General features: G+C 69.9%; 16 protein-coding genes. 5 read left to right on the forward strand and 11 right to left on the reverse strand.

Annotated features, from left to right (window positions below; genetic code table 11):
- Positions 1-25: 25 nt before the first annotated feature.
- On the reverse strand, positions 26-679 hold the full coding sequence (locus tag ABEA87_RS40375) for an RraA family protein (RefSeq protein ID WP_345638990.1): 654 nt from the start codon (positions 677-679) through the stop codon (positions 26-28).
- A gap of 24 nt (positions 680-703) precedes the next feature.
- Positions 704-1,837, reverse strand: coding sequence for a mandelate racemase/muconate lactonizing enzyme family protein (locus ABEA87_RS40380; protein WP_345638993.1), 1,134 nt, complete (start codon positions 1,835-1,837; stop codon positions 704-706).
- A 748-nt stretch (positions 1,838-2,585) separates the two neighbouring features.
- On the opposite strand from ABEA87_RS40380, the gene ABEA87_RS40385 reads away from it, so the two are divergent.
- Positions 2,586-3,290 (forward strand): RraA family protein, encoded by a 705-nt coding sequence (locus tag ABEA87_RS40385; RefSeq protein WP_345638994.1) that lies wholly within the window; start codon positions 2,586-2,588, stop codon positions 3,288-3,290.
- Positions 3,291-3,294: 4 nt separating this feature from the next.
- Complete coding sequence (locus ABEA87_RS40390) at positions 3,295-3,975, forward strand: GntR family transcriptional regulator (protein WP_345638997.1); 681 nt, start codon at positions 3,295-3,297, stop codon at positions 3,973-3,975.
- A gap of 98 nt (positions 3,976-4,073) precedes the next feature.
- Here ABEA87_RS40390 and ABEA87_RS40395 read toward each other — a convergent pair whose 3' ends face one another.
- The 5 genes from ABEA87_RS40395 to ABEA87_RS40415 form a co-directional block, all read right to left on the reverse strand.
- Positions 4,074-5,198, reverse strand: a complete 1,125-nt coding sequence (locus tag ABEA87_RS40395; protein ID WP_345638998.1) for a mandelate racemase/muconate lactonizing enzyme family protein — start codon at positions 5,196-5,198, stop codon at positions 4,074-4,076.
- Between the two features lie 31 nt (positions 5,199-5,229).
- Entirely contained in the window at positions 5,230-6,207 is a 978-nt protein-coding gene (locus ABEA87_RS40400; protein WP_345639000.1) for an ABC transporter substrate-binding protein, read from the reverse strand.
- 9 nt (positions 6,208-6,216) lie between these two features.
- A complete protein-coding gene (locus ABEA87_RS40405) occupies positions 6,217-7,188 on the reverse strand; it encodes an ABC transporter substrate-binding protein (protein WP_345639002.1) in 972 nt (323 codons plus the stop codon).
- A 194-nt stretch (positions 7,189-7,382) separates the two neighbouring features.
- Positions 7,383-8,150: an ABC transporter ATP-binding protein gene (locus ABEA87_RS40410; protein WP_345639004.1), complete on the reverse strand. Its 768-nt coding sequence runs from the start codon at positions 8,148-8,150 to the stop codon at positions 7,383-7,385.
- 216 nt (positions 8,151-8,366) lie between these two features.
- A complete protein-coding gene (locus ABEA87_RS40415; protein ID WP_345639006.1) occupies positions 8,367-9,227 on the reverse strand; it encodes an ABC transporter permease in 861 nt (286 codons plus the stop codon).
- A gap of 409 nt (positions 9,228-9,636) precedes the next feature.
- On the opposite strand from ABEA87_RS40415, the gene ABEA87_RS40420 reads away from it, so the two are divergent.
- Together ABEA87_RS40420 and ABEA87_RS40425 are read left to right on the forward strand one after the other, a co-directional pair.
- Positions 9,637-10,842 carry a RidA family protein gene (locus ABEA87_RS40420; RefSeq protein WP_345639008.1) on the forward strand — a complete coding sequence of 402 codons (1,206 nt, stop codon included), beginning with the start codon at positions 9,637-9,639 and terminating at the stop codon, positions 10,840-10,842.
- A complete protein-coding gene (locus ABEA87_RS40425; RefSeq protein WP_345639010.1) occupies positions 10,842-11,243 on the forward strand; it encodes a GlcG/HbpS family heme-binding protein in 402 nt (133 codons plus the stop codon). The genes ABEA87_RS40420 and ABEA87_RS40425 overlap by 1 nt, the downstream gene beginning before the upstream one ends.
- A gap of 96 nt (positions 11,244-11,339) precedes the next feature.
- Here ABEA87_RS40425 and ABEA87_RS40430 read toward each other — a convergent pair whose 3' ends face one another.
- The 4 genes from ABEA87_RS40430 to ABEA87_RS40445 form a co-directional block, all read right to left on the reverse strand.
- Complete coding sequence (locus tag ABEA87_RS40430) at positions 11,340-12,230, reverse strand: AAA family ATPase (protein ID WP_345639012.1); 891 nt, start codon at positions 12,228-12,230, stop codon at positions 11,340-11,342.
- 8 nt (positions 12,231-12,238) lie between these two features.
- Positions 12,239-13,306, reverse strand: coding sequence for a cupin domain-containing protein (locus ABEA87_RS40435; protein WP_345639014.1), 1,068 nt, complete (start codon positions 13,304-13,306; stop codon positions 12,239-12,241).
- Between the two features lie 78 nt (positions 13,307-13,384).
- Positions 13,385-14,167, reverse strand: a complete 783-nt coding sequence (locus ABEA87_RS40440; protein WP_345639016.1) for an SDR family NAD(P)-dependent oxidoreductase — start codon at positions 14,165-14,167, stop codon at positions 13,385-13,387.
- Between the two features lie 174 nt (positions 14,168-14,341).
- Entirely contained in the window at positions 14,342-15,616 is a 1,275-nt protein-coding gene (locus ABEA87_RS40445; protein ID WP_345639018.1) for a Rieske 2Fe-2S domain-containing protein, read from the reverse strand.
- A gap of 618 nt (positions 15,617-16,234) precedes the next feature.
- Between ABEA87_RS40445 and ABEA87_RS40450 the strand changes: the two genes are divergently transcribed.
- Positions 16,235-17,239, forward strand: coding sequence for an amidohydrolase family protein (locus ABEA87_RS40450; protein ID WP_345639020.1), 1,005 nt, complete (start codon positions 16,235-16,237; stop codon positions 17,237-17,239).
- Positions 17,240-17,269 lie beyond the last annotated feature (30 nt).

The following is a 17,269-nucleotide window of genomic DNA, read 5'->3' on the forward strand; positions in this document are numbered from 1 at the left end:
CCCGTGGCAACCCGTGCCGGTGCCCTCAGCCGGTCCGCAGGGTCTGCAACCGGTGGTACCCCGCGTTGCCGCGGGCGTCGTCCAGCCGGGCGCCACCGGCCACCGCCTCGCGGATGCGATCCTCGGCGGCGGCGATCTGCCGGGCCGCGTCGAGCACCTCGGTCGCCCGATCCGCCGGCACGAACAGCACGCCGTCGTCGTCGCCCACCGCGATGTCGCCGGGCATGACCCGGATGTCCCCGAGGGTGAGCGGAACGTTGACCGCCGACATGCGGACCCGGTCCTTACCGGTGCGCATCCACCGGCCGACGCTGAACACCGGGTACCCGAGCTCGTGGATCCGGTCGGTGTCCCGGCACACCCCGTTGATCACGGTGCCCTGGATGCCGCGCGCGTGCGCCACCGAGGTGAGGATGTCGCCCCACACCGTCACGTCGGTGCGCGCCGCGTTGTCCAGGACCAGCACGTCCTTAGTGGGTACGTCGTCGATGTAGTCGCCGACCGTGCCGCCCTTGGCGTCGACCGGCTCGTACGCGATGGTGAAGATCCGTCCGGCGGTGCGCATCCCTTGCAGTACGGGGTACACCCTGGGCAGCTGCCCCACCAGCCCGAGGCGGTCCAGGGCGTCCGAGATCGTGGAGGTGCCGAGCGGGGCCAGTCCGGCGACTACGTCATCCATGTGCGAGTCCTCCTGTTCGTTGCGTCAGTCGATGCTGAACTCCGCCACCGCGCCGGCGTCGAGTTCGACGCCGATGCCGGGCCGGTCCGGGATCGCGATGGCGCCGTCCCGGACCACCAGCCGGCTGTGGCCGGTGAGCATGCGCTCGAAGTTGTAGATGTCGCGCTCCAGCGGGAAATACTCCACGCAGCTGGCGTCCGGTACCGCGGCGACCAGGTGCGCGTGCAGGTTGGCGTGCCAGTGCGGGGCGAGCCGCAGGCCGTGCGCGGCGGCCAGGCCGGCCACCAGCATCCACTCGCTGATCCCGCCGACCACGCCGGCGTCGACCTGCAGGATGTCCGCCGACCGGCGCTCCACCAGATCGCGGAATTCCCACCGGGTCTGGTGCAGCTCGCCGGTCGCGATCGGGCTGTCCAAGATGTCACGCAGGCGGGCGTGGCCGGCGAGGTCGTCGGCGGACAGCGGCTCCTCGACCCACCACAGCCCCCGCCCACCGGCCGCCGCCTCGAACGCGCGGATCGCCGCCGCGGCCTCGTACGCCGTGCCGTAGGCGTTGTTCGCGTCCAGGGCGAGCCGTTCGCCGGGTGCCATCACGGAGAAGGCCGCCGCGACCCGGTCCGCGTCCTCGGCCACGGTCAACCCGCCGACCTTGATTTTGTGGTCCCGGAAGCCGGTCCGCCGGTTGTGCGTGATCTCCTCGGCCACCGCGGCCGACCAGCCGTCGGGGTGTTGCCGGTAGTACCCGCCGGACGCGTAGGCGGGCACCGACGTGGCGGCGCCGCCGAGCAGCCTCGCCAGGGGCAGGCCCTGCCGCTTGCCGGCGAGATCCCACAGGGCGATGTCGACGGCCGAGATGGCGCGCAGCATGCCGCCGCGACGCCCCATCAGCAGGGACTCCTGATACAGGTCCCGCCAGAGGTCGGCGATGCCGCCCGGGTCCCGCCCCTTGAGCACCGGAACGAGCAGGTCCTCGACCATGTGCCGGAGGATGCGGCCGCCGCGGGTGCCGGCGTACGCGTAGCCGGTCCCGCTGTCGCCGTCATCGGTCCGGATCTCGACCAGCAGGTACTCGCGGCGGTCGAGCAGCCGGGTGGACATCCGGGCCGGGTGCAACAGCGGAACCGCCACGGCCGTCGCGCCTACGTCGGTAATTCTCACGGGCATCCTCCCGGGCATCGTCGGCTCCGGTAGCCGCGGCCAAGGGCGGTCACGCCGCCAAGCCGCGATGTCCCCATAGGCTATCGGAGATAGGCGCTCGCGAACAGCGATCAAGGGACCTTGTCTGCCGACCGCGACGGGCTGTCCCGGTGCCGGCGTGCGGCGCCATCGCGTTCCCGGTCACCAGACGCACGCCTCGGCGCGGGCACGCGTCACCGCCGGCACCCGGTGGTCGCGTCGCGGGCGGGTCGGCCGCACGCGGCCATCATTGTCCTACACGTTGTCGGATCCCACCCGCCCCCAATTTTTTTGGGGTTGATGCGCGTGCCACCGCGGGGTACACGTCTAGGCGGTTGGGTGTGCCCTGACCGGCCACGGCATTGCCGCTGAGCAATCATCGGGGATCGCCGGGACGAGAGTTGGATGAACACCACGACGCGCGTCCGGTCGTGCCGCAGTTGATATGAGGTATAGGGTGCATTGCCCGGGCCGCGTCAAGGGTCTGATCGGGCTGTGCGGCCGCCTTGTGGTATAGGCTGTAGTGCTGGAAAGGGGTCTCCATGGAAGCGGAGAAGGCAGGCGCTCACCACGATAATCGATCGTTGGCCAACGTCGATGTGCGCGCCCGCTTCGACGCCCCGAACGGACTCATTCCAGCTCAGCCGCGTGCCGGCGGGTGGTCGGACCTCGGCGGAGCCCACCAGGGTCGCGTCGAGGGGATCGGGCGTCCCCGGGCGGGGGCGGGCCGATGACCACGGCCGCGGCCAGCGGTCGAGCCGAGGACGCGCGCCGGTTGCACCGGGCCGCGCTGCTGGGCGCCTCGACGATCCACGAGGCGTCGGGCGGGCTCGGCGCGCTGCCCACCGGCATCCGCCCGATCACGTCCGGCCTGACCCTGGCCGGGCGGGCGGTCACCGTCTCCGGTCCCGCGGGCGACAACCTGTGGCTGCATCGCGGCCTGGCGATGGCCGGCCCGGGAGACGTGCTGGTGGCCTCGGTCGGCGGTCACCACGAGGCCGGATACTGGGGCGAACTGCTGTCCTGGGGTGCCAGGTCGCGCGGGCTGGCCGGCGTGGTGGTCGACGGGTGCGTCCGGGACAGCGATCGGCTCACCGCGATCGGGGTGCCGGTGTTCGCCCGCGGGCTGTGCGTCCGGGGCACCACCAAGCTGCCCGACGGCGATGGAGCGATCAATGGCCCTATCTCGATCGGTGGGGTGACCATCGCCGCCGGTGACCTCGTCGTCGGCGACGGCGACGGCGTGGTCGCAATTCCGGCCGACCGGATTGACGAAGTTCTGCGGCTGGGCACCGAGCGAATGGAGCGCGAAGCGCAGGTCGTCTTCGCGTTGCAACAGAGTGGGTCTACCATTTCCCTGCTCGGATTGCCCGCGCAATCGGTGGCCGAGCCGTCAAAGTCCGATGGCATGGTGCCGTTGCATGAGATTAGGTGAACAAATGACGACTACTGGCGTTTGGGCGAGTGGCGGATCGGTCGGAGCGGCGCCAGCCCCTACCAAAACCGATCACGCGTACCTGTCGCTACGGCGGATGATTCTCGACGGCGAACTCGCTCCGGGCGACGTTCTCGACCAGGAGGCCCTGGCGGCGATGCTGTCGCTGTCCACCACGCCCGTACGCGAGGCGCTGCGGCGGCTCGAGTCCGAGCGGCTCATCGTCAGCCGGGCGCACCGCAGCACCGAGGTCGCACCGCTGTCGTTCGAGACCCTGGAACAGACGTACGCGGTCCGGATCGTGCTGGACTCGATGGCGGTCGAACTGGCGGCCGTGAACGCCACCGAGGAGCAGATCAAGGAGATGCGGCGGTGTGCGAAGCTGCCGCGTCAGAAGGACGACCCGCTGGCCCGGTTGCAGAAGAACCGGGCGTTCCACAGCGCGGTCTACAAGGCCTGCGGCAACGACATGCTGATCGACATCCTCGACTCGCTGTGGGACATCAGCGACCGGTACCGGATCGTGGTGCTGCGCAACGCGCCCGCGGCCGAGGCGGCGCGTTCCGAACACGACGCCATCCTCGACGCGATCGAGTCGGGCCAGCGCCGCAAGGCGGGCCAGCTGATGCGCGAGCACATGGAGAAGTCGCTCGCCACGATCACCCAGTTGGCCCAGGGCAAGTAGCTCGCCGGCCGGGCGCATGACCCATCCACGGGACACCGCTTGTCCATGGGACACGGCTCGTCCACGGGAGGTCATGCGCCCGGCCGTCACGAGGCACCTCAGCCGACCGTGTAGGCGTCGATTTTGTCGTGGTCGAGATCGAGTCCCAGCCCCGGCGCGTCGGGCGGGGACACCCACCCGTCCTTCGCGACCGGGTACCCACCGACGAAGATCTCCCGCAGCGGGTTGTCGATGTACATGTACTCCAGCGCCAGCAGGGTCGGCGCCGCCGCCGCGACGTGCAGGGCGGCCAGCTGGGACAGGCCGCCGGAGAAGCCGGTGTGCGGGGCGAAGGCCAGGTTCGCGCCGTACGCCAGGGTCCACACCTGCCGCGCACCGGTGATGCCCGCGCACCGGCCGAGGTCCGGCTGCACGACGTCGATGAGCCTGCGGTCGATAACCTCCCGCATGGAGAACAGGCCGAAGTCGGTCTCGCCCCGGGCCAGCGGGGTCGACGTCATCGAGTGCAGGCGCTCGTAGCCGGACAGGTCGTCGGGGGGCACCGGCTCCTCGAACCAGCGGATGTCCAGCTCCTCCATCGCCCTGCCCATCCGGATCGCGCCGGCCGCGTCGTAGGCGCCGTTGGCGTCCACGTACAGCGTCATGGACTCGCCCATCGCCTCGCGGATCGCCCGCAGCGCCGCCAGGTCGGCGCGCTGGCCACCGTCGTCCTCCGGCCGCCCGATCTTGACCTTCAGCCGGGTGAAGCCGAGCCCCTGCTGCTCCAGCGCCTCGGCCACCATCGTCTCGGTGTCGTTGATATACACAGAGGACGCGTAGCAGGGCACCCGGGTGCGCCCGGCCCCGGCCAGCAGCCGCCACACGGGCAGGCCGTAGGCCTTGCCGACCAGGTCCCACAGGGCCACGTCGACGCCGCTGATGGCCTCGACGACCACGCCACCGCTGTGCCCCCAGCGGCGCAGCCGGTCGACCATGCGCACCCACAGGCCCTCGACGTTGCGCGGGTCCTCGCCCACCAGCACCTCGGCGAGCAGCGACTCGACGGCCGTCGCGGTCATCCCGCCGCCGCGCCGGGCGATCGCCTCGCCGTACCCGACCAGGCCGTCGTCGGTCCCGATCTCGACCAGCACCATGCTGTACGTGGTGAACGCGCCGATCCCGAACCGCACGCCCACCTCGGGCGTGGCCTCGAGCAGCCGGGCGCGCACCCTGTCGATTTTCATTCCGCGAACTCCTCCCGCGCCGCCGGCGGCCCTAGAAGTACTGGTTGTCGATGACATCGGACGGTTTGGCGGCGGCCGCGCCCCGGGCGGGCGGGTTGGCCGATGCCAACTGCTTGAGCACCACCGTCATCTGGTCGGGTGGGTACGGCGCCACCGTCCACGCCGCCTTGTACCCCTCCCAGGTGCCGTCGAGCTGGGCCTGGTCGGTTATCTTCACGTACGTCTTGAGCACCGCGTCGCTGTCGACCCGGCTGGAGATCGCCAGCTTGGTGGCCGCCTGGAACGCCGTGATGAACTTGGTGACGGCCGCCCGGTGCGTGGCCGCGAACTTGGTGTTGATGGCCGTGAGGCCGGACGGCGCCAGGCTCGTGATGTTGGCGAGGTTCACCAGCCCGGCCTGCTGCGCCTGGACGCTGGTCGGGGGTGACACGCCGGCCGCCGCCACGGAGCCGGCGATCACGGCCGCCAGCGACGCGGAGTTGTTCTGCAGGTACGCGATCTTCACGTCCACGCCCGGCCGCATGCCGGCCCGGGTGATGGCGCCGCGCACCGCGGTGTCGAGCGAACCGCCCGGCGTCGTCACGGCGACGGTCTTGCCCCGCAGGTCGTCGATGGACGACGTGCCCTTCTTGCCGTAGAGGAAGAACACCGTCGGGCCGGTCGTGGCGAATATCTTCGCCGAAGGATTGCTGAGAATTCCGGATACGAGATTCGGCCCGTCGAACGCCATGTCGATGTTGCCCGACAGCACCGCCGCCGTCACCGAATTCGGGGTCAGCGTCTGCACCGTCACGTTCAGCCCGTACTTCTGGAACACCTTGTACTGCACGCCCACGTACACCGGGCCGTACGCTCCGGTGGCACCGGACGTGCCGATGGTGATGGTCGTCATCGAGCCGGCCGCACCCGAGCCGGCGGCCTTCGAGCCGCCCGATCCGCAGGCGACGAGGCACATGGCCAGCGTCGCCAGCCCGGCCAGGCCGGCCGTGAGCCTTACCTTCACGGACATCCCGGCTCCCTACGCGGCGGCGTTGACGTACTCGTTGTCGACGAGGCTCGAAATCTTGACCGTGTCGACTCCCTTGACCGGTGGGGTGGCCGTCCTGAACTGCTGGAGCATCACGTCCATCTGGTCCGTCGGGTACGGGCCCACCGTCCACACCGTCTTGTAGGCCTGGTACGTGCCGTCGATCTCGGCCGGCGCGGTCAGCTTCACGTAGGTCTTCAGCGCCTGGCCGGATGCCTGGGCGTTGGAGCCGGCCTCCTTCACGGCCGCCTTGAACGCGGTGATGAACTTGGTGACCGTCGGGCCGTTGGACTTGGCGAACTTGTCGTTGACCGCGAGCACCGACGGCGGCGCCAGCGCGGTGATGTCCTCCAGGTTCACCATCCCCTTCTCGTCGGCCTGGATGCTGGTCGGCGGGGACACCCCGGCCGCGGCCACGGAGCCGGTCTGCACGGCGGCCAGCGCGGCGGAGTTGGTCTGCAGGTAGGCGACCTTCACGTCGACGCCCGGCTTCATGCCGGCCTTGGTGATGGCCGCCCGGACCGCTCCGTCGATGGCGCCGCCCGGCGTGGTGACCGCCACCGACTTGCCCTTGAGGTCGTTGATCGACGTCAGGCCCTTCTTGCCGTAGAGGTAGAACACCGTCGGGCCGGCGGTGAAAATCACCTTCGCCGAGGGATTGGTGATGATGCCGGAGACCAGCCCCGGGCCGTCCCAGCCGATGTTGATGTTGTTGGAGAGCACCGCCGCCGTGACCGCCGCCGGGGTCAACGTCTGGAGCTTCACGTTCAGGCCGTACTTCTTGAAGATGCCGGTCTGCACGCCCACGTACAGCGGAAGGTACACGCCGGTGGCGCCCGAGGTGCCGACGGTGATGGTCTTGGCGCCCGAGTCGTCCCCGCCCGACCCGCAGGCGGCGAGGGTCACCACCAGCGCCGCCAACGCGGCGACGCCACCGAGAATCCGTCCACGTTTCAAAGACATGTGAGTTCTCCAATGCGCCCGGATGGGACGGGACAAGAAGGTCGCGGATGCTCCGGCGACCGGGATCGGGTGCGGATTCGTCGCGGGCGCCACGCGGGCCCGGGCGGCCACGCGCGACCGGGCCACGCGCGACCGTGCCGCCCGCCGGCCGGTGGCCGCCACCGGCCGCCGCCGGTCGGTCAGGAGTCGGTCGGTCAGGGGCTGACCGAGGCACCGCCGCGGATGCAGTCCCAGATCCGGTCGACCAGGGCCAGGAATTCGGGCGTGCGCTTGATTTCGTCGGTACGGGGCCGGGGGAAGTTCACCTCGACGATGTCGTCGATGATCGTGCCGGGTCCCTTGGACAGCACCACCACGCGGTCGCCCAGGAACACGGCCTCGTCGATCTGGTGCGTCACGAACATCACCGACTTGCGCATCTGCCCCCAGATGCGCAGCAGTTCGGTCTGCATGACCTCGCGGGTCTGCGCGTCCAGCGCCGCGAACGGCTCGTCCATCAGCAGCAGCTGCGGGTCGACGACCAACGCCCGGGCCAGGTTCACCCGCTGCTGCATGCCGCCGGACAGCTCGTGCGGGTAGTGGCCCTCGAAGCCCTTCAGCCCGACCAGCTCGATGACCCGGTGGCTGCGCTCGCGCGCCTCCCGCTTGCGTACCTTCATCATCTCCAGCCCGTACGTCACGTTGGCCAGGACGGTGCGCCAGGGCAGCAGCGACGATGACTGGAACACCACCGCCCGATCCCGTTCGGGCGACACGATTTTCGTACCGGCGAACGACATCGCGCCGTGCGAGATGGGGATCAGCCCGGCCACCGCCAGCAGCAGGCTCGACTTGCCGCAGCCACTGGGCCCGACCACACAGGAGAACTCGTTCTCCCGCACCTCGAACGAGACGTCCTTGATGGCTCGGTAGCGCTTGTTGTCGCGCCGCGCGGTGAACGTGATGCCCACGTGATCGATCACCAGGGATCCGGAGCCTGACCGGGCCCGGTCCGTCGCCGCACCCGCGTTGCGCGCGTCTTTCTGATTCGCTTCGATTACTTCGGACATTCCGTCTCCAAGACTGGTGGGGGCGCCGGGGTCTGCCGGGGGAAGCGATAGGGCGGACGTCGAGGGGGTCCCTTGCCGGCTGGCAGTCACGAAGCCTGTCGGGCACGAAGCCTGTCGGCGATGCCGCGGTTACCCGCTCGCCTTGGGGCGCCAGCGCTCGAGCCGGTGCTCGACCACCCGGATCGACTGGGTCAGCAGCACGCCGATGCCCGAGACCAGGAACACCGCGACGAACATGGTCGAGGACTGGAGGTTGTTGCCGGCGGTCTCGATGGTGTACCCGAGGCCCGCGGTGGACGCCAGCAGTTCGCCGACGACCATGCCGATGAGCCCCTGCCCGATGCCCAGCCGGATGCCCGTGACGATGGACGGCACCGCACCGGGTATGACGACGGTGCGGAACAGCTGGAGCCGGCTCGCCTTGAACGAGCGGGCGACCTGCACCAGCGAGGCATCGGCGATCTTCACGCCGGACATGGTGTTGATGATGATCGGGAACACGGACGACAGGAACACCACGGCGACCTTCGACGGCGTACCGATGCCGAACCAGATGACCAGCAGCGGCACGAGCGCGATACGCGGGGCCGCGTAGCCGAAGTTCACCAGCGGATCGACCAGGAACTCGCACCACCGCCACCAGCCCATCGCCATGCCGACGAGGAGGCCGACGACCAACGAGATGGCGAAGCCCAGGCCGAACTCGATGGCGCTGATCTCCAGTGCGTACCACCCGCCGCCGCCGTCGAAGTAGTCCTTGGCCGCCTTGACAATCTCCCACGGGCTGCTGGCGAAGGCGGGGTTGACGATGCTCAGGTCGGAGCAGACCTGCCAGGCCGCCAGCACGACCACCGCACCGAGGGTGCCGAGCAGGATGCGCTGCCGCTTGCGCAGGAACTCCTTGAAGCCGCGCGGTGCGGCGTCGTCGTCATCGTCGAAGACATTCGCAGTGATGGTTTCCGGAGGCTTGTTCGGCGTCACGGTCGTCATTAGCTGAACCCACCAACACGCACGTGCGTTCACTCCTTATTCCGCAGTTCTCGCCGGTCACGGCGACTCGGCCGTAAGCGGCCCTAGCCAGTAGATCCCTCGTCGAGGCTCAGATCTTCACGACTTCAGATGCGGTATTCTGTAGGTTATACTCTACCGCTAGTAGGATCTGTCAAGGCTTAGCACAGCTTCGGCGCCGCACCTCGAGGTCGCCAAACCCTACGGCGGAACGCACCGTCCAACGACGACGCACCGGCTCCGGCGCGCCACGCGACCCGCGACGACCCGCGAAGCGCGAATCCCCATTACGAAGCCCGATCCGGGCCCGTCCCATCCCGCGTCCAGGTCCAGCGGTTCGCCGTCGGTGGGCCATCTTCCGCGTCAACGACACGAGCAGGGAGCCAGCAGCATGCAGCAGGTGGAGATCGCGGCCTTCGCCGAGCGGGGCCGCCAATTCTCGGTGGCCGCGTTGCGCGGCAACGATCCGTCGACCGGCGAACTGCCGGCATCGGCGCAGGCCCAGTTCCACAACGCGTTCGGCAACCTCGGTCGGCTGCTGGCCGAGCACGACCTGTCCCCCGACGAGGTCGGCCGCGTCACCGTGCTGGCGCCCGACCGGTCGTACCGGCAGTTCATCAACGAGCCGTGGCTGGCGATGTTCCCGGAAGCCAACCGTCCCGCCCGCCGGACCACCCACCTGGCGCTGCCGCCCGGCGTGGCCGTCGAACTGCTCGTGGCCGGGGTTCGCGGCGCCACGCGCACCGCTCTGGAGATCGAGGGCATCCGCCACAAGGATCCGTTGCCGATGGGCGCGCGGCTCGACGAGTATCTCTTCTCCTCGGCCATCGTCCCGGACCTGCCCGGCGGCGGGCAGCCCGAGGACATCGCGGCCATCCGCCAGGCCTTCACCAACCTCGAATCGCTCCTCGCCGCCGCGGGCGCCACCACCCGCGACGTCTCGCACGTCTCGGTCTACCTGGGCCGCTGGGACATCCACGACGACATGGTCGACACCTGGGTGGCCACGTTCCCGGACGAGCACAGCCGGCCCTCCCGCAAGACGTTCTACTATCCGAGCGTGTCGATCCAGCTGCACTGCGACGGCGTCATCGGCGGAGACCGGAGCAATCTCGAAATCGACGGCCTCGGCCACCGCGACCCCATCCCGATGGGCGCCGTGACGGCGGGCACCTTCACCACCTCCGGGATCGACGGGCGCGACCCGGCGACCGGCCGGGTGCCCCGGCACGTCGGGCCGCAGGCCCGGCAGGCGCTGACCAACCTGCGCACCCTGATGGCCACCGCCGGCACCACCGACGCGGACCTGCTGCACGTCGACGCGCTGGTCGGGCAGCAGCGCTACGCCGACGAGCTTCTCGAGGTCTGGGCCGCCGCGTTTCCCAACCCCGCGGCCGCACCGACCCTGCAGGTGACCGAGTTGGGCCTGGTCGCCCGGGACTACCTCGTCCAGTTCATCGCCAAGGGCATCCCGCCATCCGGCGCGAAAACGGCACAGGCCAACAGCACGGCAGAAGCCAACGCTACGACGAATGCCAACGCTACGACGGATGCCAACGGTGCGGCGAATGCCAACGGTGCGGCGGGGGGCGCGTGATGATCAATCGCCTGCCGCTGAACCGGATTCACGAGGCGCGCCGTCTGGTCTTCGAGGCGGCGCGCGCCGACGGCCGGAACATGGCCATCGCCGTGGTGGACGAGGCCGCCGCCCTGATCTACGCCGAGCGCATGGAGAACTGCGACGCCCGCGTGCTCACGCACGCGATGCGCAAGGCGTACACGGCGGCGACCATGCACCGCAGCACCCTGTTCTTCCGCGACCAGAACGCGGAGCTGGGCAAGTCGCTGGCCGACTGGGGCGACCCGATGCTCACCGGGCTGCCGGGTGGCGTCGAGGTCAGGATCGGCGACGAGTGGTTCGGCGGGGTGGCGGTCGGCGGGAACACCCCCGAGCGGGACGTCGAGCTGGCGGAGCTGGCCCGGCGGACGCTGATCTGAACGCACCGGCCTCCCGCTAACCCAGGGCGGCGCGGCCGATCCACGGGCGCCCCGGGCGGCTTGCCACCCGGGGCGTCCGCGTGCCCGCCGCCCGGCTCAGTTGCGGGTCTTGGCCAGCTCGATGAGGGTCCCCATCCGCAGCCCCGACGGGTCGATGGCCGTTTCGCGATGCGACGCCAGGGCATCGGCCACGAACTTGCGCGCCTGGCGCCCGTCGATGCCGCCCAGCAGCTCCGCGACCTCGGCGAGCTGGTCGTCGGTGGCCAGCTCGCGGCAGGCCGGAAAGTGCCGGCCGAGGTCGTTCAGCGTGTCGGCGAGGATCTGCCGGATGACCGCGGGGCCGGGCAGCGGCAACTCCATGACCAGGTCGGCCCGGGACACCACCGCGTCATCGAGGGCCCCGGCCAGATTGGTGGTGCCGACCACCAGCACCCCGGGCGCCTCACGGGAGATCCAGTCCAGCGCGGACAGCAGCGCGGCCGTGCCCCGGAAGACATCGGCCGGGTTGATGTCCAGCGAGGCCTCCGACCGGGACACCGCGAGTACCTCGACCTCGTCGAGGACGACGACCGTGGGTCCGTCCTCGGCCAGCGCCGGCAGCTCCTCCTGGAACAGCTGCACCACGTTGCGCTGGGTGCGGCCGAGCAGCTCGCTCGGCAACAGGTGCATGTTGACGTCGACCAGCCGTACGATGCCGTACCGGTCGGCCAGCTGCTCGGCGACGGCGTACGCCAGCCCGCGGGCCAGCGTCGTCTTGCCCACCCCGGGCAGGCCGTTGAGCAGCAGCAGTCCGTGCAGCGGCAGGCTGATGCCGCTGATCCCCGCCTTGCGCAGGCTGATCGACATCAGCGCGTGGTTGAGCAGCCGGTCCTTGATGGCCGGGTCGACGACGATGCGCTCCCAGCTGTCCTTGAGCTGCTGGTCGCCGCGGGCGGGCGTCACCGCCATCGCCTCGCCGACCTTGCTGTGCGAGTGCTGGTGGTCCATGCTCATCCCTACCGGGCCCCCGATCCGGAGACGTTGCGGCTGCGCTCCATCACGCCCTGGCGCGGGGAGAGGTAGAGGTACGGGAACTCGCGCTTGGCGGCCTTCTCCCAGAAGTACCGGAACCCGTACGCGACCCGGACCATGATGGCCTGCTCGTCGGACTCGTTGACGTGCCGGTGCGGGGTCTGCGGACCGGGCACCTGGAAGCAGGTGCCGGGCTTCCACGGCACCTTTTCGCCGTTGACCAGCGAGTACCCGTGGCCCTGGATGATGTACAGGTGCGCCTCCATGTGCGCGTGCATGCCGCCGAACTCGTGCGGCGGATCGATCAGCAGGCCGCTGACCTCGACGGTGTTCAGCTTGAAGTCGTTGATGTCCTTGTTGATGCGCATGTAGTTGCGGGTCTCCGACTTGTGGAAGCCGGGTGGCAGCGCGTGCATGCCGTCGACGTCGCCCAGAATCAGCGGGTGCTCGGGGTCGAACTCCGGCATGTCCGCCGGCAGCACCGGTACGCCGTCGTTTTCGCCGCGCTTGATGATGGCGTCCTCGCCGCGCAGCACGACCCGCCACTGGCCATCGGGCGCCATCCCGTCGGGCGACACCTCGGCCTTGGGCTCGGTGATGGTGGGGCCCCAGTTTTCCAGCTGCATCGTGCGGTGCAGCCCGGCGTAGTGCTCCAGGTCCACGGTCAGCACCGACAGGTACCGCACCACGGTGTCACCGGTGTTGAAGTGTTGGTGCACCGAGCCGAACGGGATGGCGACCACGCTGTGGTCGGCCCAGTCGTAGCGGACTCCGTCGACGATGCTGAAGCCGGTGCCCCGGATGATGAAGATGGCCTCCTCACCGTGCTTGTGGGCGCCGGTGTGCGAGTGCGGCGGGATCTCGGCCACCATGGTGGTGCCACCCCAGGTGCGGAACCCGGTGTCGCGGGAGACCAGCAGGGCGGCGCGCTGATCCTGCACCGTCTCCACCCAGTCGAGATCCTCCTCGTGGATGCTGCGGCGCCCGTCCCTGCGCTCCTGCTCGGCCTTGTCCCACAGCCCGAGCCACTTGTCGTAGAACGTCTCAGCCATGCCGGCTCCTGCCTGTCGTGGTTGGAAAATTTGTTGCTGAGGAAACGGCGGTATCGCGTCCCGGCGGCCGGGTCGGGCTCATTCGCCGCCCATGCCGCCGGCGATCCGGATGACCTCGCCGGTCACCCAGGACGCGGCCGGCGAGGCCAGGTAGAGGACGGCACCCGCGACGTCGTCGGGGGTGCCGTAGCGGCCCATCGGCGTCTCCGCGAGCTGCCGGGCCCGCTTGGCCTCGTCCCGGCGGCCGTTGGTGCGCGGGGTGTCGATGTGCCCGGGCGCGACCACGTTGAGCCGGATGTCCGGCGCCAGTTCGCGGGCCATGGACCTGGTGAGGCTGTTGAGCGCGGCCTTGGTCGCGCCGTAGGAGGCCATGCCGCGGGCGGCGGAGTAGGCGGCCATCGACCCGATGTTCACGACCGAACCACCGCCGCGCGCCCGCATTTCGGGTACGACCGCCTTGGTGCAGATGAAGGTGCCGACGACGTTGAGCCGGTACCCCTCGATCAGGTCCTCGGGGCGCAGGTCGAGGACGGGCCCGCGCTCGAACGAGTCGCCGAAGCTGCCTCCGGCCGAGTTCACCAGGATGTCGATGCCGCCGAACCGGTCGCGCACGGCGTCGACCATCCGGGCCACGGACGACACGTCGCGCACGTCGGTCGCCACGCCCAGCGCGTCGATGCCGAGTTCGGCGAGCTGTTTCTGCGCCTCGGCGACGGCCGATTCACGCCGGGACACCACCGCGACCCCGGCGCCGGCGGCGCCGAGCGCCTCGGCGATGCCGCGACCGATGCCCTCGGTGCCGCCGGTCACGATGGCGACCTTGCCGGCGAGGATGCCTTCCTTGTCAACGGAATCGGGCATGCGCTTCCTTTCACGACTCGTCACTCGGGCGGCCACCGGGGCCGTCCGGACGGCATGGGCCACCCGCACCGGGCGGATGCTCCCGTGCCGGTGCGGGAGTTGTCGGAACCTCGGGGCGGGCCGTCGCCGGCGTGGGCCGCGCCCATCCTGACGCGGCCGGCCGGTGACCGTGCCTCACCAGTACGCCTGGACCGCCTCCTTGGACACGTCGCGCCAGTCGGAGCCGCGCGGCACGATCATGTCGGTGGCGCGCACCTTCCGGTACGTGGTGGGGTCGGTGCCGCGCAGCGGGCGCTCCGCCTCGACGTCCTCCATGGCCTCGATCATCAGCCGGCGTGCGGCCTGGATGGCGTGGTCGGTGCTGCCCAGCGCCTCCCTGCTGCGGTCCACGATGGCGCCCATGCCGGTCTGCACCGCGTAGTCCTGCGTGTTCACGCCCTCGATGCCGGTGAACGTCTTGGTGCGCTGGACCTCGCGGTCGATGAAGAAGTCGTTCTCCGGGGCGGCCTTCAACCAGAACGTGCCGGGCACGAAGTCCTGCGGCCCACGGCCCATCGCGTGCTCGTGGTCGTCCCACCACTGGTCGGTGACCTTGACCGAGGAGTCCGCGACGTACATCCAGTTGAAGACCCAGGTGTGCGTGTCGTCGATCGGGACCCAGATGTGGCCGTTGATCGCCGGTACCTTCGGCCTGTTGCCCTCCATGTCCAGCAGGCCGCCGCGGAACTGCTGGAACGGCATCATGAACTGGTACACCCGAAGGTACGTGGTGTCCTTGCTGATGTTGCGCAGGCTCGCGTAGGTGTACCCGTAGTCCTTGACGTCAACCTCGAGCCGCGGGTGCGGGTCGAGGGTACGCAGCAGCCGCGGGTTCGACAGGTCGTTGTTGTGCGCGAACGACGAGTGCGCGGTGTCGATGCCGCCCTCGATGGCCTGCAGGAAGTTGCAGGGCTCCCCGGTCTTGTCGATGCGGAAGTAGTCCGCGCCGGCCCGCATCCACTCGTAGTCCGGTGGCGGCGGCATCAGCTCGGTCGGGCCCATGTAGGTCCAGATGACGCCGGCCGCCTCGTGCGTCGGGTACGCCTTGATGGAGACCCGCAGCCGGAACTTGCTGAACGGCGGTTCGGACGGCATGTCCACGCAGTTGCCGAGGGTGTCGAACTTCCACCCGTGGTAGACGCAGCGCAGGCCGCACTCCTCGTTGCGCCCGAAGAACAGCGGTGCGCGCCGGTGCGCGCAGTACGCGTCGACGAGGCCGACGTCGCCCGCGGAGTCGCGGAATGCCACGAGATCCTCGCCGAGCAGGCGAACCCGGATGGGCGCACCGTCCGGCTCGCCGACCTCCGAGGAGAGGCAGGCCGGGATCCAGTAGCGGCGGAACACCTCACCCATCGGGGTGCCGGGTCCCACCTGGGTCAGGCGTTTGTTGAGCTCCGCAGAGATATGCATGTAACCACCCTTCCGACGTCTGGCTGCGGGCGTTCACAGATTCACATCGCACAGTCCGGGGCCGGGCTCGTCGTGTGCGAGCCACCCGCGCGTCTCAGGCGAGAGCCATCGGGGGCTCTCGTTCCGTATAGTCTACACAGTTCACCTGTGGCTATCTAGAACCGCTTTGTGCGCAAGGGTTGTAACGACCCGTCGCCCGTACCGTGCGCCGCGCCGGCGCGACGAGCCCGGTTGGCAGCTCACGGCCGGTTTCCGCCGCCCGCGACGGCCACCGCCCGGACGCGACGGTTTCCCGCGGGTGGCGGCGGAATCCACGGCACGGGGCCATTGACCTTCCGCCATTGCTCTGTAGCCTATAGAGGGAGTTGACATCGGAGACGATGCCTCGGTTCGCGGTCGGCACCGCGCCGCCCCACGGTCACCGCGGGTCCGACCGGCTGGTCGACCGCGCGGCCGGCGCCGAAGCCGGCCAGCGTCCGTCGGCGCCAACCGCGCGAGCGGCGCACCGCCGATCGCCAGGCCCCGCCGACCGCGCCGCCGTAGCGGCTTCGCCGACACCGAGGCAGCGCCCTCGCCGACGCCTCGGCGCGACGGACTTCGACGCAAAGGGAGACAGGCGTGATCATCGACAGCCACGCACATCTGGTCGCACCACCCGCCTTCTACGGCTACCGGGCCAACCTGCTGGCCTCCGGCGGCTACTACAAGGGCAACCCTGGCATCAGCGACGAGGCCCTCGCGGCGTCCGCCGCCAGCAACGTCAAGACCATGGACAGCGTGGGCACCGACGTGCAGCTGCTGTGCCCGCGCCCGTTCCACCAGATGCAGTCCGAGAAGCCGGACCGGGTGGTGCACTGGTGGATCGAGGCCAACAACGACCTCATCGCCCGCACCGTGGCCATGCACCCCACCCGGTTCGCCGGGGTCGCCGGGCTGCCCGTGTGCGCCGGCAGCCCGGTCACCGAGGCCCTGCCGGAGCTGGACCGCGCCGTCAACGAGCTGGGCTTCGTCGGGGTGTCGCTCAACCCCGACCCGTACGAGGGCCGGGGCGACTCCCCCGCACTCGACGACGAGTACTGGTACCCGCTGTGGGAGCGCATGGTCGAGCTGGACGTGCCCGCGCTCATCCACTCCTCGGGCTGCAACAACGGCCGGGAGAGCTACAGCGAGCACTTCGTCACGGAGGAGTCGATAGCGATCCTCGGCCTGCTGCGCGGCGACGTGTTCGCCCGGTTCCCGGGGCTGCGCATCATCGTCTCGCACGGCGGCGGCTCGGTGCCCTACCAGATCGGCCGGTGGCAGGCCGAGGCGTTGTCGCCGAACCTCGGTGGCGACCCGAACGGCACCCGCTTCGAGGTGCGGCTGCGCCAGCTCTACTTCGACACCGTGCTGCACAACCCGCTCTCGCTCGAGCTGCTGTTCAAGACCGTGGGTGCCGACCGGTGCCTGTTCGGCACCGAGAAGCCGGGCAGCGGCTCGGCCATCAACCCGGACACCGGGGCGTCCTTCGACGACCTCAAGCCGGTCATCGAGGCGATGGACTTCCTGAGCGGGTCCGACCGCGAGGCCATCTTCGAGACCAACGCGCGCACGGTCTTCCCCCGGCTGAAGATCTCCGGCTGATCCCGCCCCGGGTGGCCCGGCCACCCCACC

This window comes from Rugosimonospora acidiphila, from assembly GCF_039543385.1.
Lineage (GTDB): Bacteria > Actinomycetota > Actinomycetes > Mycobacteriales > Micromonosporaceae > Rugosimonospora > Rugosimonospora acidiphila.